The organism is Neobacillus drentensis (assembly GCF_036966985.1).
In the GTDB taxonomy this organism is placed as follows: domain Bacteria; phylum Bacillota; class Bacilli; order Bacillales; family Cytobacillaceae; genus Neobacillus; species Neobacillus drentensis_E.
In genome coordinates, this window is the sequence record NZ_JBALSN010000022.1 from 1,044 (window position 1) to 21,756 (window position 20,713).

Genomic DNA, 20,713 nt, shown 5'->3' on the forward strand with positions numbered 1-20,713 from the left:
GAATGGCACCCTTTAAAGCATTTTGATAGTGGAACAACAAACTTGCAGCTATATTCGCTCCATTTGAGTAACCTATGGCGATAATATTATCTCGGTCGAAACCATACTTTTCGGCTGCCTCATCAAGAAACTCATTTAATTCTTTGGTTCGGAAAATAAGGTCTTCTTCATCAAATACTCCCTCAGCCAATCTTCGGAAGAACCGTGGCATACCATTTTCTAATACATTTCCTCGAACACTTAATACAGAAGCTTCAGCATCAATTCTTCCCGCAAGAGGTAACAGGTCTAATTCATTTCCACCAGTACCATGAAGTAATAAAAATGTTGGTTTTGTTGGGTCTTGCCCCTTATTGAATATATGTTTCATTATTTATCTCCCTCCAGAACTCGAACCTCAACAGCTGGTAAGGTTTCTTCTAATTCTTCTCTTTTTGACTCTAACCAAGAAGGAAGCATAAGCTTTTTTCCAAGTTCATCAGCAGCTTCATCTACTGCAAAACCTGGCGGGTCGGTTGCTATTTCAAAGAGGATGCCCCCTGGTTCATGAAAATAAAGAGCTTTGAAGTAATTTCGGTCAAGAATCTCAGTGGGATAATACTCTTTTTCCAAAAGAAGTGTTCTCCATCTTTGATGTTCTTCTTCATCTTTTGCTCGCCATGCTATATGGTGAACTGTTCCTGCTCCCATTAGCCCTCGGACTGAGGGATTTAAGTGAATATCAATGGTATTTCCAACATTTCCTTCAGATTTAAATCTTAAAAATTCATTTTCTTGACCGATGCAATCCAACCCTAAAATATTTTCTAAAACATCTGTTGTCTTATGTGGCTGGGCAGAAAACAGAACGGCACCGCCAAATCCTTTAATCGCATTTTCGGCTTCAACTCCACCAAAATTCCAAGTATTCATTGGTCCTTCTTCTCGTTCCGTCAGTTCGAGTTGAAGTCCGTCAGGATCGTTAAATTTAACATATCTTTCACCAAAACGAGTTGATGAAGTAAACTCCACTCCGAATTTTCGTAATCGATTCTCCCAAAAAGAAACCGACCCCTTCGGAATAACATAACTAGTTACACCAACTTGACCTTGCCCAATTCGCCCTTTTAATTGTTTAGCCCATGGAAAAAAAGTAATGACAGTACCTGGTTGACCTGTTTCATTTCCAAAATATAGATGGTATACCTCTGGTCGATCAAAATTGATGGTTTTTTTAACAAGCCTTAGTCCAAGCACACCTGCATAAAAGTCTATATTTCTTTGAGCATCGTTAACCATGGCAGTTAAATGATGAATACCAGGTGTTTTCTGCATTTTTTAACCTCCAATACATCAAATGTGATGCGGAACTATTTAGGTCTTTCTATTTCAAAAATCTCACCGATTTTCGCATAATTATTACCAGCCAATCTGCTTACAGCTGCTAAGCCCTTTGGATCTATCCTTCCATTTTCATAAATATCATTGTCAATATGAAATTGTACAACTTTTCCTATAATAAAATCACATCCAGATGTATCCAAGCCTCCTAATTCTAAGGAATGTTCTAATGTGCATTCCATTCGAATTTTCGCCTCCTTTACACCAGGAACAGAAATCTTAACACTGTCTACGGGAGTTAAGTTAGCTAACTCTATCTCACTTTGATCAGGTGGAAGGCTAGCTGCCGTTTTATTGATTTTTTCAACGTTTTGTTCGTCAACGATATGGACCACAAATTGCTTGGACTCGATGATATTTCTCGCTGTATCCTTTTGTCTCCCAGTTGAGCGCTGAATAGATAATGAAATCATCGGGGGATTGGATGAGACAATATTAAAATAACTAAATGGCGCACCATTCAAAACGCCGTCTTTTGAAATCGTTGTGACGAAAGCAATTGGTCTAGGTATAATACTTCCTATTAGAAATTTATAATTTTCTCTTTCAGACATCGAGGTAGGTTCAATCGAAAGCAAAGATATCATTCCCTTTCGTAAAATCAGTCTAGTACTCTTACATCAAATGGAATTAAACTCTGTTCAATTTGTGCTCTATGTGCTTCATACTGTTCAGGTAACATCAACTTTTTACCCATTGTCTCCTGTGATTCATCATGTGCGAAACCTGGAGGATCAGTTGCAATTTCAAATAAAATTTCCCCATGTTCCCTGAAGTAAATAGCATTGAAATAATTTCTGTCCTTTACAGGAGTGACACCATATCCATTCGCTGAAACATGTTTTTTCCAATCCATTTGATCTTCGTCATCATTAGCACGCCATGCAATGTGGTGAACCGTACCTACACCCATTTGTCCGCGCCCAATAGAAGTTAATTTAAGATCGATAATATTTCCGATATCAGCAGTGGAACGGTAACGAGCGAAATCTCCTTCTTTTCCGATTAAATCAAGTCCCATTACTTTTTCTAACAATTCTGCTGTTTTGTCCGGTTGTGTAGATAATAACGTTGCTCCACCAAAACCTTTTATTGCAACATCCGGTGACACCCCTCCGAAGGTCCATGAATTGACTTCCCCTTCTTCTCTTTCTACAATTTCCAAGTGAAGTCCATGTGGGTCATCAAATTCTAAATATTGCTCTCCGAAGCGTTCCATTTTAGTAAAAGGAACATTGAATTTTTCTAATCTTTGTTCCCAATATTCCATGGCACCTTTAGGAACAACATATGAAGTGACTCCAACTTGACCGTCACCGATGATACCTTGACGAGCTCCTGCCCATGGAAAGAATGTAATGATTGTTCCTGGCTTCCCACCTTCATTCCCGAAATAAAGGTGATAAGTACCTGGATCATCAAAATTAACTGTTTGCTTGACTAAACGTAAACCCAATACTCCTGCGTAGAAATCTACATTTTCTTGCGGATGACCGACAATTGCAGTGATGTGGTGAATACCCATTGTCTTTTTGCTCATTTTTCATCTCTCCTTCTTCATATTAAATATAGTTAAATAAAGGACATTGATACCTTATTTTGTTCTTCCTTATGATTTTAAAGTCTAAAAAAATTTATTTTAATTTAAGAATCTCTATCTCGAGCTATTTTAGAATAAAAATGCATCCAGTGCATATTGACCCGGACCGATTAAAGCTATACCAATAGCAACTGTAAGTAAAGTTAGGTTATATTCATATCCATTAGCTGTTGACCATAATCCGTTTGGAGCATGCACTTTAACGATCGCCATTACCATGGTCCCTGCAATCATAATTCCTGCAAGTGGAGTAAGAAGTCCTAAAGTAAACAAAATTCCCCCAATAAGCTCTGCTAATCCTGCGAAAAGAGCCATTGTAACCCCTGGTTTCATACCAATCGATTCAAACCAGCCTCCTGTACCTTTTAAACCATAACCACCAAACCAACCAAACAATTTTTGAGCACCGTGACCAATGAATAATAAACCAATTACCAAACGAATGATTAGTAAACCAATATTTATCATCTTTAAATCCTCCTAAAAGTATTTTATCTTGAATTCGAGATATTGTTACAAAAAAAATTTAAATCTATATCAAATTTAAATATCTTGAATCTGAGATAATAATAATACTTTTGAAAACTTTTGTCAATAACCTTTTTTTAATCCTCCTTTTCGAGGGAATTTTTGTTTGGAGTCTAAATGCTTAAACCTTGATCGTAAAAAAGAAAAACCTAAACCACTAAAATTTAAGACGTGAAAAAGTCAAATTTTAGCGGTTTAGGTTTTGCCTGAATAAACAGTAACAATCCATTTAGGTTTTGCCTGCATACCAGTAACAATCCTGTATCAAAAGACCTTATTTCTATTCTACTGATAATATATATAGAAATTAGATGCTTACAATTGTTAAATGATAACGATTTGTTCATTTTTAAACAAATTAACGATATTTGTTTATTATCTTCATAAATATTTGGTAGCCTTGTTAGATTTTTGCTTCAACTTTGTCAAAGCCCTTTTCCTACATAATGATTACAACGATTATGTTCATATTGGTCCAAATCGGCATTAACACTTTCCACTTGAATGGTTGCATGTTCCAAATCAAAAGTATCATGTAATTCTCTTAATGCATTCTTTAAAATCAAGTCGTGATTATGTTCTGAAATCACCAAGTGACAACTAATCGAGGGGAAATTTGATGTGATACTCCATACATGAAAATCATGCATACTTACTACACCTGGAATTTGAAGTAATGTTTCTCGCACTTTTTCAACATCTAAGTTCGCTGGTCTACCTTCCATTAGCATGTGAATGGCATCGTTGGTTATCCCAATCCCACTTTTTAAAATTAATAAAGAAACAATTAAACTAGTGATTGGATCGGCTAAGGTCCAGCCAAAATACATAATCAGTAAGGAAGCAATAATCGCACTAACAGAACCAAGTAAATCTCCAATTACATGTAAAAAGGCAGCTCTCATATTAATGTTTTCACTAGTTTCGGATTGATGCATAATCCAAGCAACAAATATGTTTACCATCGCGCCTATACTAGATATCAAAAGCATCCCCGAACCAGAAATTACTTGGGGTTCAGTAAAACGATGAAATGACTCCCACATGATTAAAATAGAAATAACAATTAATAGAACCCCATTAAATAAAGCTGATAAAATTTCCAAGCGCTGATAACCAAATGTTTTACTCTCGCTCACTGCCCTTCTTCCTAAAATAAGAGCTAGTAATCCCACTCCCAAGGAAATGGAATCACTTAACATATGCCCAGCGTCAGAAAGAAGAGCTAAACTATTTGTCAAGGTTCCTCCAATGTACTCTAAAACCATAAAAACGGTAATAATGAGAAAAGCGATCATCAATGCCTTTTTATTTTGGGTGTGATGACTGTGATTGTGCCCCATAGTACCTCCTTTGCCATGAATAAAATATAATTTATAAAGTTTGTTTGGGTAAAATTTTTACTCTAATCTATCATTCGATCTAATAAGAAAAATATATTCGACTAAATCTAGTATTATACTTATAAATTTCTAGATTATTTGTGTTTAGAAACTGCCATGCGTATAAGGCAGCTGCAAGGCAGCTCTATCTACTAAAATTAATACATCCATCTCTTCCGCATTTAATTATGGTATGATTGGATTAATATATATTTTTAGGGAGTGAAATCATGAGTGTACATAAAGATTTAATTAAACATGCGGCAAATCAACATGAAACCTATCAAAAATTCTTAGCGCTAGATCAACAACGCGAACAATATATCGAAGAAGCGATTGAGTTATGTAAACAAGGCCTACCTTTTTCAACTGATAATATAAACGCAGTAACAAATAGTATAAATAATATCAACCTGCGTTTTATCCCGACACGTGAATTCGTTACGGGCGAAATGGTTCAAGAATTTGTGAAAAAAAGCAAATAATATAAAAAGACGGACAGTATCTAATCATACTGTCCGTCTTTGTTTTATTAATTTTTAAAAATGGTTGCGATAATTTGATCATAGGTCATTTCAGTATCAACCACGAACGTACCTGGGCGTAAGTTTTTTTCGACACCCTTCTTCTCGACATCTTTTGAGAATTTAAAGTCATCAGGTACGATTTTGGCTTTTTCAAGCATTTTGCCGACATCGATACTCGTCATCCCTTGTGTAACGGTAATAACTGATCTGTAGGCAATCTTTTGGGAACCATTAGCAGCGGTGGAAGCGGCTTTTTTTGCAGCTTCAAGCGTCTGATCATATTCTGCCTTTGGTTGAACAACATAACCAGCAGCCAGAAGTTTGTCCTTCATCTCAGTTTCAGTTGGTTGAACGACTGTTTTCTGCTCGGTTTTGGTTGGTTTGGCGGCTGCTTTTGTGACTACAGGATCGTCAGTAAAGTAAACAGCACCACAAATGGTCGTAGCTAGAAGAATTCCGGCCGCAAAGCTGCTCACTACATTAAATTTCATGGGCTAATTTGCTCCTTTCATCCTTTGCTGCCAGATACGGAGCAAGAAATTGTTGAATTTCACTCTCTGAAACTTGTTTTTTCTGTGCAATGGTTTCAATTGAATATTTTCTTTTATATAAATCTAGTACTTCACGTTTGAAAATAACTTCTTCAGGAGTCAGTTGAATGCCTGCTTCCTTTGTGATCACTTCAATATCAAGTTCAAGATTTCGAATTTGTTCCTGTACGCTATTGATATCTTTCATTACAGCAACATGTACCAAGTCAATTTCTTTTTGTTTTTGTTTTTCTGCTTTACGATTCGATGCCATTGAAGCGATTAGCAACACAGCAGATATTGCAATCAACAGAATTATTATCCATTCCATCATATTAGTTTCCTCCTTATTAACACACAGCAATCCACAATTATTTATTATACATCGTAAAAATAAATTTTTCGACTAAAACTGACTAAATGAGACACAAGTCGGATGGATTTTACAAATCGAACCTCTAATTCTATATAATTACTAATTGGACCTTGGAATTAATTGAGACATTTATGAAAAAATAAAAAAGCAATGCTGATTCTAATGCATTGCTTTCTCCTTACTACTATTTTTAACTTTGAAAAAAACTTACCAATGTCCCACTAGCAATCGTGTGTAACTCCAAAAATGGTGCTAGGTCCTCAGAAAATACCACTTGATGTGGAATCTCAATAGTTTCAATATCTAGCGCATAGACGGTAACTTGGTAAGCATGGTCTCCAGTCAATTCAGCTGGCTGCATCCCATAATAGGGTTTTATCTGCTGATAATCTGATAAACTAGCCGCTGCATTTTCTGCTAATTCTGATGACTCAGCATTAATATTAATCACTGCCCAATGGACCCAGTATTCAGATTGAACATGGGCATCATAAATAACAACAGCAAATGATTTAGTGCTAACTGGCGCACCAGTCCAGTTTATTGGAATACTAATATTTTTACCGCCTACACTATGCTGGACAAATTTATGAGGAATATTTCCCCAAGCTTCAATCGCTGGTGAAGTAACTTTAAAATCATTTTCAGGCAAGGTCTCAATAGTCACAATCCCGGCCTCTGCCTCCCTGCCCAATTTAGCTTTTAATACGGTTAATACGAAACGAACACTGACAAAGATTTCATTGTTTTCAAAAATGATCTCGTGGTCTAAAGGAAGAAAGGTGGAATCTTGATTACAGAATGCCACTTGAGTTGCTCCAACTGCCACTTCGAATGAAAAATCTTGGGAACGAACAGTTGCTACTGTGTTCGGCTTCATTTATTTTTACCATTGCCCCACAGCTTTCAAACACTTCTTTTAATGGAACCAATAACTTTGTGTTTATATTGATTGCCTTTGTCGTCATGTTTTTCCCATTCACTTTTAATGAAACCGGGGGCATTCTCTTTAAGTCATCTACAGCAGTATGATAAATTGCCTCTTTGCTCATTTCAAACACCTCATTAAATTACGTTGCATCCTTTTATGATTTCATTTCCATTCTCTTATTATTCGTCCTCACAGTTCAAACTCCCAATCATCAAGAAGTACTAAATAAAGCACAAGAAGATTGTTTTCTAACTCCTCAGTCGTTTTCCCTGAGGGGTCCAGTCCGATTTTCGGAAATAATATCACAGCGATTTGTTCCGTTAGTTGGTTTCTTTCCTCTAATGGGATTTGCAGAAAACGACTTGCATATGTTTTGACAAGTTTCCATTCCTTCATTCCTAATGATTTCAAAGTCCATTCATCAATCATAAGTTCATCCTTTGACAGCCCTCTGCTGTCTATTTCAATTTCTAATGGTGATTGCTTCTTTTTCCGTTTTGCCTTGCGCTCATGGACAACAATCGTTCCAGCCACAAGATCGCCAAGCCGTTTATGTTTCGAATGAAAAAAAATCATGATAATTCCGAGAAAATAGGCTGTTGGCAGGGAATCTATGATACGAATCAAATTCCGAATAAAGCTAGACATTAAGGTGATGCTATGCCCATTCTCCTGAATGACCCTGATGCCCATTAGCTTCTTTCCAAGGGTTCTTCCGCCCGAGAAAAACTCATACGCAAAAAAGTAACTCCCATTAACGAGAAACAGCGCAATAATTGTTATCGCAATAGGCAGTGAATTCCCGATGAAAATAAATTCCATTTTAGACATGCCATCTAAAACGAAAAAAAGGACAATCAATGACAAAATATTAAACGCCATTAAAAGCAACTGGTCGATTATAAAGGCAGCCGATCTACTGCCTAAACCAGCAATCTGAAACTGAATGGAAACAAATTCAGGTGTTTTTATATTTAAATGATCTTCATTCATAAGTTTCCCCCATCACCAGATGATAATTTCTATTTCTATTTTTCTACAATATTACTATAATAAGGAGAATAAAGACTTATTTTCCTAGCCCCTAAAAGTAGGTGTAAGAATGAATGTTAAACAATTTGTCAAAATGCATCGAGAAGAATGGAAACAGCTAGAACAGTTAGTGGCAGCCATGAGTAAGCGCAGACTTGCCATTACAGGAGACCATATTACACAATACCATCGACTCTATCAAAAAGCAGCCCAGAATCTCTCTTACAGTCAAACCTATTTTCCTCATGATGAAGTCACCAATTACTTAAACGGACTTGTGGCGAAATCACATAATCTTTTGTACAAAGACCAAGTCTCTAGCTTCAAGCAAATTCGTTATTTTTTTAGCCAAAAATTTATTGGTCTATTGCTTGAACAGTGGAAGTTTGTCATAGCTGCGATGATTCTATTTCTCATTGGCGGTTTTGGGAGCTTTATATCCGTCATGAATGATCCATTACATATCTATTCGATTCTCCCCGCGGAAATTGCCAAAGGTGTGGACCCGGATCAACTCGGGAAGGGCCATGAAGCGGTAGACTCCTCCCTCATGTCGGCGAGCATCTTGACAAATAATATTAAAGTCGCCATCTTTGCTTTTGCTGGGGGGATCACCTTTGGGCTCGTTACGACTTACTTAATGGTCTACAATGGCATCATTATTGGAGCACTTGCTGCCCTGTTTTGGCATCACGGAAAATCGTATGATTTCTGGGCGTACATCGTTCCCCATGGAATGATCGAACTCACAGCCATTTTTATTGCTGGTGGCGCTGGGCTATTGATGGGCTATAAGCTGTTTGTGCCAGGACAATATTCTCGAAGTTTCCAATTAAAGCAGCATGCAATAAGATCCGTTCAACTATTGCTCGGTACGATTCCTCTATTTGTTATTGCGGGTATCATCGAAGGCTTCATTACCCCGGCTGCGATTTCATTAGAAGCAAAGTACATCGTTGCTTTCTTAACCGTTATTGGACTCATCCTCTATGTAGGAATTGGCAAGCTAAAATTCAGCAAAGCTATAAAAGATTCTGATTCATAATATCGATATACTGAGAAACGGCAGTAATTGCTAATTTCTCCTCACGGGCCTCGATCATAACGAGGCCTTGTTTTTCCCATTTTTTCTTTTCCCTTTTCTGAAACAAAAATTGCTGCTGCGCCATACTTTTTTGCATCGCCGCTTGGACCGTATTCGGCTCCTCTTTCACTCTTTTTAAAAGTGTCTGATCTTCAATTCCAACCATTAAAAATAAATGTCGTTGTCGAAGTCGTTTTAAGAGGATTAGAGCACTTTCCTCATGAAGGAAGGTCCGTACATCACTAAATAATAACAGCAGACTTCGTTTCTTTTGGACCGTTTCAAGATACTGCAACACAGCTGCATAATTTGACTCAGCTGCATCAACGTTAACTGAATAGATTGCTTGGAGAATGGTCTGCAGGTGCACCATTCCTTTGGCAGGCGGTACAAAGACTTTTATATCCTTTGAAAAGGCGAGGACCGACACATAATCCCCCTTTTGGAGGGCTGCAGCTGCTACAGTCAAGGCGGCTTCTAACGCTTTTTCTAAGCGATTTCCCTGCGACAATTCTGCTCCCATCATTCTTCCACAATCAATTAAAATGGTAATATACTTTCCATGCTCTGGCTCATACTCATTCGTCATCACTTCGCGGAGTTTAGCGGTTTGGCGCCAGTTGATTTTCCGTGGATCATCTCCCACCACATAACTTCTAATCTTGGAAAAATCACCAACCCCGCTACGCTGCCTCCGGATCTTTAACCCTTCGTACACCAAATATTTCTGGGCATTTTCTAAATACTGTTTAGTTTCAGTTAAATCTGGAATCACTTTTACTTCATCCCGTAATTCAACGATCACTTGCTTTTCCCACAATCCCAGCAAACTCTTAAAACGAAAATAAAACTTATTTAACTCGTACTTTCCTCTCACCATCGCAGTGGTATCATAGGAAATCTCAACTACAGCCTCCTTTGGAATCGACCCCACGATAGGAAAGGGTCTTTCGAAGGACTGTGGCAGGTCATCCACGATTTGGTATGAGAAAGAATAAGTAGAAGCATTCTGAACCTCAATCGTTACTTGATAAGTCAGTCCTCTTTCAAATTCCGCAGAAATGGTCCGTTTAAAGGAAAGGTGTTTTTTAGAAGGGGAAAAAAACAGGTCAAACAAACTGGCCATAAATAATATAAGATTGGCGGCAATGACCAGGCTCCATGATATTCCCCAAATAGTACTAATCCCTAAAAAAATTGATAGTATGAGGTACCCCATTAATAATCGTTTAGTTGGTAAAACTCCTCTATCTTGGAACAGGAACCGAGCCCACCAGCTCTTCAATAATTTGGTCAACGGTTGCTCCCTCCAATTCTACATGCGGCGATAACTGAATACGATGGCGTAAGGCTGGCTTGGCGACCATTTTGATATCGTCGGGTGTGACGTAATCCCTGCCTGAAAGGTAGGCCCACGCTTGCGCTGCCTTGCCAATCGATATGCCAGCTCTTGTACTGGCCCCGAATCGGATCGCATCTGCTTCACGTGTTTTCCTGACAATCTTCATGATGTAATCTAATACATTCTCGCTCACCGTGACTTTTTCAATCTCTCTTCTAATTCGTAAAAACTTGTCCATATCTAAGATCGCTGACATAAGCTTTTCGTCAAAACTGTTTTCAATCATGTGTTTTAGGATATTTTTCTCTTCCTCGAAGCTTGGAAATTCAATTCTAAGCTTGAAGAGGAAACGATCCTGCTGTGCTTCTGGAAGTGGGTAGGTCCCTTCAAATTCAATTGGGTTTTGGGTGGCGACCACAAAAAATATCTCGGGTAAAGGATATGTTTCACCTTGGATCGTCACCTGTTTCTCTTCCATGGCTTCGAGCAGGGCAGCCTGTGTCTTGGCAGGGGTCCGGTTAATTTCATCGGCTAACAGGATATTGGTAAAAATCGGCCCCTTCAGCGTTTGAAAGGTGCTTTCCTTCATATTGTAAATTGTGCTTCCAGTGATATCACTTGGCAATAAGTCTGGGGTAAACTGGATTCGGTTAAAGGTGCCCCCTAATAGATTGGCAAGTGTACGTACCATTTGTGTTTTTCCAGTGCCAGGCACCCCTTCTACTAGGACATGGCCACCAGCTAAAATAGCTGATAATAATAGTTTAAGATTAACGCTTTGTCCTAAAATCCGTTCTTCATATTTGTTTAAAAAGGATGTTAATTCTGTCTTCATTCTTCAACCTCTCTCCTTAATTGCTCGAGCTTTTTCGACCATAATAAGTATTCTTGTTTTGTGATTGTTTCATTTTCAAGGATGTGAACCGAACCTGTTAAAAAGGATTTGATTTCATTAGCAGACATTCGAGTCCACTTTTTCTCAAAATAGCTCGACAAATCCTGCCATTCTCTATGATACGGAATCTGCCATCGTTCTTGGAGAATAAGCCTGACATAATCTGCTTGGATGATGATCGATTCATGGTATCGTTTACCGCGGAGGTACCAGGCAGCTAATGCTCTCAATCCTTCATCACTAAATCGAACCGACTCTTCCCTTGGGACGAAAATGGGTCCGAATCGCTTTCCTTTCATCCAAAGCCATAAAATCATTAAAAGAATCATCTGGATAACAAGAACTAAAAACCACATCGGATATACATTCCAAACAGTAGGTGCATTCTCACCGCTATGAATGTATTCGTCAAACAGAATGGTGTTTGATTTTGTTTCATTTAGTAGATACAGAAGCAGGGGTAAATGATCCCTCTTTAATAGATTCCCATTCGTCATCCACTCTGGGGTAATACCAACAATTAATTGTCCTTTTCCAAAAGATCGTTTAACTGAAATCGGACCGGTCTGGTCAGAAAGCAATACCTGATCTCCTTTTTTCGTCTGCAAACGGATAGTTGAATTAATTTGAGCACGATAGGATGTTCGGTCTTGTATAAAAACCTTCTGTGACTCACTTGAATTTGTTCCACTCGTTTTGATATCAAACATCCCTTGTGGATTGGTTTGCAACAATAAAATGGTATTGCCGGCTTTCATATAATTAATGTACGCCTTCATCTCTTCCGTTTCAAAGCTAATAGCTGGCTCGACCATAATTAGCAATTGGTGGTCTGATGTGGCAGACAGTAAATCTGGAGAATGACTCCAAAGCTTTCCTTCATTTTCCTTCTTAACATATGTATAAAATGCTTTCACTCCACTAGGAGCAGGTGACTCAGTCACGTAATCTGGATAATACTTCGGCTTCGGTGTAGAACTTAAATAACTAAAGAGCAAAAATAAACCAAGCAGAATGACCAGACCAATCCAGGTACGCATGTTGGAAAGAGATTTCATCAACTATTCTCCTCCCTCAAATCGCCAAGTACCTTCCGTATCTCATGATGGAACTGCATAAATTCCGATTTCCTCACGGTACGTTCCCCGTAGGTCACTTCTTCAAAAAGCTGTGCAAACTGAAAGAATTGTTCTGCCTTGAACTGATCTACTTTCCTAAGTTCATCATAGTAGTCCCAATTGGTTTTCCAAATTCTTGCCTCAAGCAATCCTTTTTCATGAAAGGAAAGAAGCAATGCTAAAAACAGATGGCGGGTGGAGGATGTATATTCTTCCAAACTCTCAAGCTTATCTGCTTCTTCAAGATGTCTTTCCGACGTCCAATTCATTTCTTTCCTCGATTGGAGCGGTTTTTGTTTGCGGAGGATTCGATTGCGTCTCGTATTTCGAATCACAAAAAAAGCAACTAAAACAAGTAAGAAAACAATTAGTACTATGATCGCAATAAGAATGGTGCCTGACACCCCGCTCGCGGAATCGATGGCTGGAAACAATTTTTCCAGTTGCGTGGCAATCCATTCTTTTGCTTTATCCCACCATGTGGCAAATAATCCTTTTGATTCGTAATAAACTCGATATTCTTTTCCTTTTAATATATCTTCAAGGTCACCACGTGCCTTGTCTGCATTGAACATATTCATCACCTAACATAATAGGTTTTTTTAAACCGGTTTGAATTCTTCTAGCATCTCTTTTAAATCGTCTGCATCATGTCGAGTTTTGGCATCCAGATACATAACCCCATAGCCTACGGAAAAAATCATTGTCGTGACTAAGGTAACGAGGTTTGTAATCAGTGTTAGCAACACACTGTTCCCTAAAACGATGCCAAAAGTCATTTGAACTCCAAAAGTAATACAAGAAATAATTAAATAAAAGACGATATAAAGTCCCAGCAATACCCATGTACGCTTTTTCGTTAATCTCCAACTTCTTCCCAAGCCTGGGGATACTTTATCAAGGACAACAGAGCCAAAATAAAAGCTCCAGCGAGTTAATAATAATCCCACAAGAACAGCAAAGCCGAGAAACAGGACAATTCCTAAAAGAATCCCTCCAATCGGATGCACGGTGGTCGCAACAACCACACCTGTAAATGCGATAATTGCGACGGGAAGAATGATAATCCCCAAACTAATCAATCCAAATAAAATACTGCTTCCGATGATTGGCCAAAATCGGGAAAAGGCTTTTTTAATGACCGAATCCACCGTATAATCTTCATTTCGACGGATATGATTAATGGTGAACAGAATGGCTGCCTCAGCAACAGGAGCCAAGATAGCACTAAGTATGCCTATAATAATCAGACCAATGTCAGCACCCAAGCTGCTGGAATCGATTGTGCCTGACTCTTCAAAACTGGTAAGCACTTGTTCAAACCATTCCCCTTCACTGCCAAGCTCTCTAAAAAAGCTTGTTCCAGAACTTAGTTGCAAGATTGCTTGGACCAAGTAAACAGGACCCATAAAGATCAGTAAAATCATAAAAAAGTCCTTAAAGCGATTTTTAGTTAGTTGAAAGGTGTGGTCGAGTATTTCGCCAAATCCTTTTGGGGTAGAAAACTTATTTTCCAACGTGTAAATCCTCCTAGAAAAAATTATGAATATGACTTATTTTATCATTCTTCAGATATATGTAGTGTAAAAAGTTGTCAATGAACGTAAAATCTGGATGACTAACATTGGATGTGAATTATTTTTCGAATAAGATTCGATATTTTGTCCAAAAATATATAATGGTTTGGAGTTTTTTACATAGAAATGAATTCAAACACTAGAATGGACAGAAAGATGAGGTGAAAAACATGGGTTGGATATGGAATAAAAACGGAAAAGAATACTATATCGTTGATCAAAAATTAACCACAGAACAGAATCCTACCATGGTTTCTGTCGTTACCCCCGTTTATAACGCAGAAAAATCGCTAAGAAAAACCATCGATTCTGTGATTAATCAAACACTAGGCATGGATCAAATCGAATATATATTAATCGATGATTGTTCCACGGACTCCTCAAGAGAAATCCTCTTAGATTACTCTGCGAAATACGCGAACATCATTGTTGTTTTCCTGGAAAAAAATTCGGGAACACCAGGTCATCCCCGTAATATCGGTATACAATTGGCGCGGTCTAATTATATTACTTTCCTAGATGCTGATGATTGGCTTGACCCTAACGGCTTGGAAGTATTATCGTCCATCTTATCAGAAAGCGGCGATGATTATGCAGTAGGGAAAACTATACAGGTCACAGCAAAAGGGATGTCTATAGTCGGTGAACATGAATCTTGTAAAGAAAGACGAAGTGAATCACCCTATTCGATTCCGCATATTTTCCATCATTTAGGACCACGAGCGCGCATGATCAAAACGAGCGTCATAAAAGACAATCAAATTTTATTTCCTGAAATGAAATTTGCGGAAGACAAGCAATTTTTTATCGATGTGTTAACCCACTGCCGTACAATTTCGACGACAGCACAACCTATTTACTATTTAAATCGGATGGATAACCAGGATTCGCGTTTAACCAATCAAACTAATATTATCCAAAAAACCAATTGTAATCTCAAAGTGATTAATCATATTATTAAGAAAGATTTAGAGGTAGAAAAACAAAAAATGGTTTTAAACCGTCTCTATGAATTTGATTCGATTACGAGATTCTTTCATACACCACATTTTCAAAAAACGAGGCTGAAACGCGTTTATTACTATAAGTTCAACCAAGTGTTAAAAACAACAAAGAAATTAAATTATGAGTTTTCCGAGGAATTTTTCCAACCGATGAATAAGGTGGTTTATTACTTATTTCGCGATAGGAAATATAAAGACCTTGAGACTCTTTTTGCCTGGGAAAAGAAGGAGAAAATAAAAGATGTCATTATCAAAGATAATCTCCCCTATGTGGTTGTACCCTTCTTAGAGGACAAATATAAATATATCCGCATACCCATGCACTCCATACTAGATGAGGAATATATCGATAAAAATAAATACACCCTAAAATTTAAGGTGTTTGGTGATCATCTCGATACGCTCTCACATGGGCTGGTTCGGGACTCAAAAAACGCATTGCTTGAATCATCCCTTCCGATAAGCGTAGATGCTAGCGGAAATGGAACATTAGAACTGGACTTAGAGGTATTAAGCCAACTGCCTGCTGCGAACTACTCCATTTTTTTACGCTTTAATGATTATTTGAAAATTAACATCCGAAAACCAACACCAGGCAAAAGCAACTATCACTATAAAAACCGTCAGTTTACTTTTTACGATACCATCTACTCAAACATCGGCTTAAAAATTTCATCTATAAAATAAGGGACAGTAAGCACTGTCCCTTTTTAGCATACATTCAATTTTCCGATTTCACGACCTGATCATTATTTTCATATACTAGCCACTCAGAGCCTTTGATTTTGTTAGAGCCATCAATAATTTTTTGTTTAACTCTTTTCTTTTCAGAGCCGATCAATAATGTCGGTTGATAATCATTTCTTGAGGAAACCGAAGAAATTGAAAATGGAACGACATTAATCTCTTTCGTATCGGAAAGAACTCCATTTTTCAAATGAAAGGTTTGCTGAAAAACAAACGTATCCTTGTCACTTGGGTTTCTATTCCCGCCAAACATAAAATTGCCGAGACTATATACAATAAATTTCCCTTTATATTCTTCGATCCCTTGAACGACATGTGGATGGTGGCCAAGTATAAGGTCTGCACCACTGTCGATGGTAAATCGGGCCAATGACTGTTGAGAGCTGTCAGGGACATAATGGCGTTCACTGCCCCAATGATAATGAACGAGAATAATCTGCGCTCCTTGCTCTCGTAGCTCTTTAATATCATTCTCCACTTGACTTCGTATTTCTTGTGTATCCGACCAACCCTCATATCCTAGAGCTGCGATTTTTGTATCTTTTACAGTGGTAATATATTTATGATCATACCCAAAGTAACCAACGTTCTGCTTTTCCAGAGATGTTACGGTATCCTGATAGCCTTTTTCTAGGTAATCATGGATATGATTGTTGGCTAAATTAACAGCCTCAATCCCACCTGCTGCTCCAAAAAGGTGCCCAGTCATTGATTTAGTGGAACTTACCTTTAAGTTATAAGCATGAGCACCGAAAACACTTTTAATCGCTTTGGTCTCTGATTTATCTCCTTCAGGGGTACTTGTACCATGTGCATTTATATAATCCACATCCGTCAATAGAATATTTCCCATATCTAAAGCCAATTTCATGGCATTTGCGGCCCCATTGTAATCAGGGGAAGTAATATGGTATGCATCTGTTGTGGAACCATAACCTACGATTTCTCCTAAAATTTTCGCTCCTCTTTCCCTCGCATGTTCATATTCTTCCAGGAATAAAACACCCGCTCCTTCAGACATAACAAAGCCATCACGCCCTTTGTCAAATGGGCGACTTGCCTTTTCTGGAAATTCATTAAGAGTAGACATTGCTCTCATTCTTGAGAATCCAGCAAAAGCTAGTGGATTAATAGGAGCCTCAGCCCCTCCAGCTAATATGCCATCAGCATAACCATGTCTTATATTTAAATAAGCCTCTCCAATTGCTTGATTCCCTGTTGCACAAGCAGAAACAGGGGAAAAGCTAGGCCCTTTAAAACCCGTTTTTATAGATATGATTCCTGATGCCATATTACTGATCATCATTGGAACCATAAATGGAGAAACTTTTCTTGGTCCCCTTTCAAGCAAAGCTTTATGATTATCTAATGTAGTATTAATTCCTCCAATACCGGAACCGATATATACCCCTAATCGCTCCTTATTAACATTTTGTAAATCTAGATTCGACTGTTCTAAAGCTTGTTGAGCAGCAGCAACAGCATACTGTATGAATAAGTCATATTTCTCCTGTTCTTTTTTATCCATATATTGCTCTGCGGCAAAGTCGGTAATATAACCTGCAATTTTGGTGTTAATATTGTTATAGTCATCAGATTCAATTTTTTTGATGCCTGAATTACCTTCTTTAATGTTCTTCCAGAACGCTTCAATTGTATTTCCTAACGGTGAAACCACTCCATATCCTGTTACGACAACTCTTCGTGCCATCAACAACACTCTCCTGTCATTCCTTTTTCGCATAACTACTTCAAAAGATCTTTAAGTTGTTCAAATATTTTAGACAAGAAACCATCTATTAATACACGTTTACATTGTAATCCGCCCTTGATGCTTGAAATAAGAAAAACTGCTAATGCTTACAGATCGTCAGTATTTTGAATTTTTGATGTCCTTAAGCAATTCTGATAGAAAATTAATTTCGATTTGACATAGACGTTTTACTTTCTGTTGCATGAGTATAGGCAAATAATTATAATCTGCCAATAATGCTGCGATAGGGCACACACAATCGGATGAATATAATGAAAAAAGGGCCAAGTTTGCCAAGAGGTGAACCCTTTTTTTACCTATTAGTAGGTAAGTATCTTCCAAAAATAAATCAGTTTCAAAAAGCTTTTTAACCTTTTAAAAGGCGGTATATTTCATTCATTGCTTGCTGCAATATCTCCTTTCCCAGTACCCGTCCGTATTGTATTGTTCCTTTCATACATGACACGATGGCAAAAGCTAATGATTCAATTTCTTCGGCTCCCCTTTCTACCAGTGTTACCTTAAGAATATTTTTAATAATCGTTATTTCTAACTGACTGATTTCTCGTACTTTTTGCCTAACTTTTTCAGGAAGGGATTCATAATCTGACTGGAGAGATGATACGGGGCATATCCCACCGTCGCTTAAGACAATTTGTCTCTCTAAAAAATGCTTGATCTTTTCTTCAACAGTCAGCTTAGAATTCGTAATGAAGGATAAAAAGTCCTGCAAATTTTGAAGCACCAGATCAGTAACGGCAACTCCCAAATCCTCCTTTTTTTCAAAATGATAATGGATGCTACCTTTCGTCACACCCAATCGTTTGGATAAATCATCATAGCTAATGGCTACATAGCCTTTTTCACGAATTAGTTTCAGTGCCAGATCGATAATTTGTGTTTTCCTGTTCTCCATGATTATATATTAACTTACTAGTAGGTAAGTGTCAAATTTAGGCTGATTTCATCCCGCCACTTCATCGGTAAAATGACTGCGACCCCGCTTGCCGTGTTTGCTTACGATTTTCGTCTATTGCAGCTTTCGGGAACTCGATGGTCATAAGCCTCTTCAATACCAAGAGCATCTGGCAAAACTTGATAAATCGATAGAGGACTTGGCTGAAAATGAAACCGATTGAAAGTCCTGTCGTTCTTAACAAATCTCATTGATTAATTTGAAATTTTGTAATGTAAAAATACAAAAAAATCATTGATATTTGACAAATTGTGTAAATATTGCGGATTCTTAAAAAGCAATAGAAAAGAGGCTGGGACATAACTAGCCTCAAATAGTGAGAAAGGTGAAATTGAGCGTACTCAATTTCACCTTTCTCTGTTTTTACGTATAATTGTAGTTTATTCTTAGCTGTTAGCCGTGAATTTTCGTAAATTCACGGCCATTAACACTAGTCCCATTTCGTTTTCAACTTTCGATTTCCCACGTACAGAAAACCGAGTGAAACGCAAATTAGCCTTCAAGATCCAAAAACTGGCTCCACATCTATTTTGCGTTTTTGATAGATGGCATTCGTTTTTTCTTCTGAAAGCTTCGCTCTCACATATTCTTTTTGTTGTTCCCATTTCTTGTTCACCATTAATGTCCGATTATTGCCTTCTTTTGCCTTCGTACATGATGAACGGAATGGGCATCCCGAACAGTCTTCACATTCATAGATTTTAAACTCTCGCTTGAAACCTGTTTTATCCGTGCGAATAGAACAATATTTAAAAACCAGACGTTGCTGGTTCGGGCAAATGTATATATCATCTCCTTCATTATACTGCCAGTTGTCTGGATTGAATTCGTTTTGTTTATATCTTTTCTTTTGCTCTTTCAAGTACATGTTATATGTAATGAGTGCTTCTCGTTTACGATTAGATAGGATATCTTCATAATTTTGCTCGCTGCCATAACCGGCATCTGCAACAATATGCTTTGGTAACTTAAAATAATGTTGCTCAATTTCGTCCAGGAACGGGATTAACGTACGCGTGTCTGTCGGATTTGGAAATAAACTATAGGCAAGTGCGTATTGACCCTCGGTTGCGAGTTGTACATTATAACCAGCTTTCAATTGACCATTTTTCATATAATCATCTTTCATGCGCATGAACGTCGCATCGGGATCTGTTTTTGAATAACTATTACGGGTATCAAAGATTTCGAAATCTCGTTGGTATTTCTGTGTTCGCAAGATGTAATCGGACAACTGTTTGCGCACCTGCTTGGAATATTTCCTCTCACTCCTTAACACCTTTCGTTCCACTACATCTGACAATGCTTCTATTTTTTTATCATAATCAGTAACGATATCATCTACTTTTTGAACCATTTGACCAAGTTCCTCAATGGATAACTGTTCTTCACTTTCTCGTTCAGTCTCAGGTATGATTTCCTTTTCAAGTAGCTCTATGTATAGTTCATTTGATTTTTCAATTAATGCTTTGTGATACTTCTCTATCGATTTCTTCCAGACAAACGTAAACTTATTCGCATTTGCTTCAATCTTTGTGCCATCGATAAAAATTGCATCTTGATCGATAAGTTTTTCTTCGACCAATTGGCAACGGAATTGGACAAAACATTGGCGAATTAATTCTCTCACTTCTGATTGCACACGGAATCGGTTAATTGTACGGTAGCTTGGTTCATACCCTTGAGCTAGCCACATCATACGGATACTATCTTTTAATAGGGCTTCAATTTTGCGCCCTGAGAAGACAGATTGCGTGTATGCACATAAGATTATCTTAAGCATCATGCGTGGATGGTAGGCAGGACACCCTCATTTCGAAGAAATGGTTCCATCGCTTCTTGAGGGATACTTTCAACTAAATGATGGACGTGGTAGGCAATATCATTTTTTTGTAATTTTACTTCTAAATCTAAAGGCAAAACTAATTGAT

General features: G+C 37.8%; 21 protein-coding genes and 1 pseudogene. 3 read left to right on the forward strand and 19 right to left on the reverse strand.

Annotated features, from left to right (window positions below; genetic code table 11):
* The 6 genes from V7659_RS01225 to V7659_RS01250 form a co-directional block, all read right to left on the reverse strand.
* Positions 1-370: alpha/beta hydrolase (locus V7659_RS01225; protein ID WP_420491696.1), on the reverse strand; the 370-nt coding region annotated here is incomplete at its 3' end.
* On the reverse strand, positions 370-1,314 hold the full coding sequence (locus tag V7659_RS01230; RefSeq protein WP_335537566.1) for a ring-cleaving dioxygenase: 945 nt from the start codon (positions 1,312-1,314) through the stop codon (positions 370-372). The genes V7659_RS01230 and V7659_RS01225, both read right to left, overlap by 1 nt.
* Positions 1,315-1,349: 35 nt before the next feature.
* The gene (locus V7659_RS01235) at positions 1,350-1,958 is read right to left on the reverse strand and encodes a flavin reductase family protein (RefSeq protein ID WP_335537568.1); all 609 of its coding nucleotides are present in this window, start codon (positions 1,956-1,958) and stop codon (positions 1,350-1,352) included.
* Between the two features lie 23 nt (positions 1,959-1,981).
* The gene (locus V7659_RS01240) at positions 1,982-2,920 is read right to left on the reverse strand and encodes a ring-cleaving dioxygenase (RefSeq protein ID WP_335537569.1); all 939 of its coding nucleotides are present in this window, start codon (positions 2,918-2,920) and stop codon (positions 1,982-1,984) included.
* 129 nt (positions 2,921-3,049) lie between these two features.
* Positions 3,050-3,448 carry a DoxX family protein gene (locus tag V7659_RS01245; protein ID WP_335537571.1) on the reverse strand — a complete coding sequence of 133 codons (399 nt, stop codon included), beginning with the start codon at positions 3,446-3,448 and terminating at the stop codon, positions 3,050-3,052.
* Between the two features lie 485 nt (positions 3,449-3,933).
* Positions 3,934-4,851 carry a cation diffusion facilitator family transporter gene (locus tag V7659_RS01250; protein WP_335537573.1) on the reverse strand — a complete coding sequence of 306 codons (918 nt, stop codon included), beginning with the start codon at positions 4,849-4,851 and terminating at the stop codon, positions 3,934-3,936.
* 269 nt (positions 4,852-5,120) lie between these two features.
* Between V7659_RS01250 and V7659_RS01255 the strand changes: the two genes are divergently transcribed.
* Complete coding sequence (locus V7659_RS01255; protein WP_335537574.1) at positions 5,121-5,375, forward strand: DUF2533 family protein; 255 nt, start codon at positions 5,121-5,123, stop codon at positions 5,373-5,375.
* A gap of 47 nt (positions 5,376-5,422) precedes the next feature.
* Here V7659_RS01255 and V7659_RS01260 read toward each other — a convergent pair whose 3' ends face one another.
* The 5 genes from V7659_RS01260 to V7659_RS01280 form a co-directional block, all read right to left on the reverse strand.
* Positions 5,423-5,908, reverse strand: a complete 486-nt coding sequence (locus tag V7659_RS01260) for an aminodeoxychorismate lyase (protein WP_335537576.1) — start codon at positions 5,906-5,908, stop codon at positions 5,423-5,425.
* Positions 5,898-6,281, reverse strand: a complete 384-nt coding sequence (locus V7659_RS01265; RefSeq protein ID WP_335537577.1) for a hypothetical protein — start codon at positions 6,279-6,281, stop codon at positions 5,898-5,900. Before V7659_RS01265 ends, V7659_RS01260 begins: the two co-directional genes overlap by 11 nt.
* A gap of 232 nt (positions 6,282-6,513) precedes the next feature.
* On the reverse strand, positions 6,514-7,131 hold the full coding sequence (locus tag V7659_RS01270; protein WP_335537578.1) for a YbhB/YbcL family Raf kinase inhibitor-like protein: 618 nt from the start codon (positions 7,129-7,131) through the stop codon (positions 6,514-6,516).
* Entirely contained in the window at positions 7,118-7,375 is a 258-nt protein-coding gene (locus tag V7659_RS01275) for a hypothetical protein (RefSeq protein ID WP_335537580.1), read from the reverse strand. Before V7659_RS01275 ends, V7659_RS01270 begins: the two co-directional genes overlap by 14 nt.
* Positions 7,376-7,443: 68 nt before the next feature.
* Positions 7,444-8,247 carry an RDD family protein gene (locus V7659_RS01280; RefSeq protein ID WP_335537582.1) on the reverse strand — a complete coding sequence of 268 codons (804 nt, stop codon included), beginning with the start codon at positions 8,245-8,247 and terminating at the stop codon, positions 7,444-7,446.
* Between the two features lie 109 nt (positions 8,248-8,356).
* Here V7659_RS01280 and V7659_RS01285 point away from each other — a divergent pair, with 109 nt between their 5' ends.
* The gene (locus V7659_RS01285; RefSeq protein WP_335537583.1) at positions 8,357-9,331 is read left to right on the forward strand and encodes a stage II sporulation protein M; all 975 of its coding nucleotides are present in this window, start codon (positions 8,357-8,359) and stop codon (positions 9,329-9,331) included.
* On the opposite strand, the gene V7659_RS01290 is transcribed toward V7659_RS01285, so the two are convergent.
* Genes V7659_RS01290 through V7659_RS01310 form a run of 5 tightly spaced genes read right to left on the reverse strand, consistent with a single transcriptional unit; the run spans position 9,309 to position 14,242 of the window.
* A complete protein-coding gene (locus V7659_RS01290) occupies positions 9,309-10,667 on the reverse strand; it encodes a DUF58 domain-containing protein (protein ID WP_335537585.1) in 1,359 nt (452 codons plus the stop codon). The genes V7659_RS01285 and V7659_RS01290 overlap by 23 nt on opposite strands.
* Positions 10,618-11,547 (reverse strand): AAA family ATPase, encoded by a 930-nt coding sequence (locus tag V7659_RS01295; protein ID WP_335537586.1) that lies wholly within the window; start codon positions 11,545-11,547, stop codon positions 10,618-10,620. Before V7659_RS01295 ends, V7659_RS01290 begins: the two co-directional genes overlap by 50 nt.
* Positions 11,544-12,665, reverse strand: a complete 1,122-nt coding sequence (locus V7659_RS01300) for a DUF4350 domain-containing protein (RefSeq protein WP_335537593.1) — start codon at positions 12,663-12,665, stop codon at positions 11,544-11,546. The genes V7659_RS01295 and V7659_RS01300 overlap by 4 nt, the downstream gene beginning before the upstream one ends.
* On the reverse strand, positions 12,665-13,300 hold the full coding sequence (locus V7659_RS01305) for a DUF4129 domain-containing protein (RefSeq protein WP_335537587.1): 636 nt from the start codon (positions 13,298-13,300) through the stop codon (positions 12,665-12,667). Before V7659_RS01305 ends, V7659_RS01300 begins: the two co-directional genes overlap by 1 nt.
* Positions 13,301-13,327: 27 nt before the next feature.
* Positions 13,328-14,242 carry a hypothetical protein gene (locus V7659_RS01310; protein ID WP_335537588.1) on the reverse strand — a complete coding sequence of 305 codons (915 nt, stop codon included), beginning with the start codon at positions 14,240-14,242 and terminating at the stop codon, positions 13,328-13,330.
* 230 nt (positions 14,243-14,472) lie between these two features.
* Between V7659_RS01310 and V7659_RS01315 the strand changes: the two genes are divergently transcribed.
* Positions 14,473-15,993: a glycosyltransferase family 2 protein gene (locus V7659_RS01315; protein WP_335537589.1), complete on the forward strand. Its 1,521-nt coding sequence runs from the start codon at positions 14,473-14,475 to the stop codon at positions 15,991-15,993.
* A 34-nt stretch (positions 15,994-16,027) separates the two neighbouring features.
* On the opposite strand, the gene fabF is transcribed toward V7659_RS01315, so the two are convergent.
* The 3 genes and pseudogenes from fabF to V7659_RS01330 form a co-directional block, all read right to left on the reverse strand.
* Positions 16,028-17,764, reverse strand: a complete 1,737-nt coding sequence (fabF, locus tag V7659_RS01320; protein ID WP_335537590.1) for a beta-ketoacyl-ACP synthase II — start codon at positions 17,762-17,764, stop codon at positions 16,028-16,030.
* Positions 17,765-18,173: 409 nt separating this feature from the next.
* Positions 18,174-18,722, reverse strand: coding sequence for a TetR/AcrR family transcriptional regulator (locus V7659_RS01325; protein WP_026565618.1), 549 nt, complete (start codon positions 18,720-18,722; stop codon positions 18,174-18,176).
* 247 nt (positions 18,723-18,969) lie between these two features.
* Positions 18,970-20,713 (reverse strand): annotated as a pseudogene (locus tag V7659_RS01330) (IS1182 family transposase); the annotation flags it as partial.

Bases quoted from the DNA above. Each gene is read 5' to 3' on its own strand.
- V7659_RS01230 (WP_335537566.1), bottom strand. From the start codon at position 1,314: ATGCAGAAAACACCTGGTATTCATCATTTAACTGCCATGGTTAACGAT.
- V7659_RS01240 (WP_335537569.1), bottom strand. From the start codon at position 2,920: ATGAGCAAAAAGACAATGGGTATTCACCACATCACTGCAATTGTCGGT.
- V7659_RS01245 (WP_335537571.1), bottom strand. From the start codon at position 3,448: ATGATAAATATTGGTTTACTAATCATTCGTTTGGTAATTGGTTTATTA.
- V7659_RS01250 (WP_335537573.1), bottom strand. From the start codon at position 4,851: ATGGGGCACAATCACAGTCATCACACCCAAAATAAAAAGGCATTGATG.
- V7659_RS01255 (WP_335537574.1), top strand. From the start codon at position 5,121: ATGAGTGTACATAAAGATTTAATTAAACATGCGGCAAATCAACATGAA.
- V7659_RS01260 (WP_335537576.1), bottom strand. From the start codon at position 5,908: ATGAAATTTAATGTAGTGAGCAGCTTTGCGGCCGGAATTCTTCTAGCT.
- V7659_RS01265 (WP_335537577.1), bottom strand. From the start codon at position 6,281: ATGATGGAATGGATAATAATTCTGTTGATTGCAATATCTGCTGTGTTG.
- V7659_RS01275 (WP_335537580.1), bottom strand. From the start codon at position 7,375: ATGAGCAAAGAGGCAATTTATCATACTGCTGTAGATGACTTAAAGAGA.
- V7659_RS01280 (WP_335537582.1), bottom strand. From the start codon at position 8,247: ATGAATGAAGATCATTTAAATATAAAAACACCTGAATTTGTTTCCATT.
- V7659_RS01285 (WP_335537583.1), top strand. From the start codon at position 8,357: ATGAATGTTAAACAATTTGTCAAAATGCATCGAGAAGAATGGAAACAG.
- V7659_RS01295 (WP_335537586.1), bottom strand. From the start codon at position 11,547: ATGAAGACAGAATTAACATCCTTTTTAAACAAATATGAAGAACGGATT.
- V7659_RS01300 (WP_335537593.1), bottom strand. From the start codon at position 12,665: ATGAAATCTCTTTCCAACATGCGTACCTGGATTGGTCTGGTCATTCTG.
- V7659_RS01305 (WP_335537587.1), bottom strand. From the start codon at position 13,300: ATGTTCAATGCAGACAAGGCACGTGGTGACCTTGAAGATATATTAAAA.
- V7659_RS01315 (WP_335537589.1), top strand. From the start codon at position 14,473: ATGGGTTGGATATGGAATAAAAACGGAAAAGAATACTATATCGTTGAT.
- fabF (WP_335537590.1), bottom strand. From the start codon at position 17,764: ATGGCACGAAGAGTTGTCGTAACAGGATATGGAGTGGTTTCACCGTTA.
- V7659_RS01325 (WP_026565618.1), bottom strand. From the start codon at position 18,722: ATGGAGAACAGGAAAACACAAATTATCGATCTGGCACTGAAACTAATT.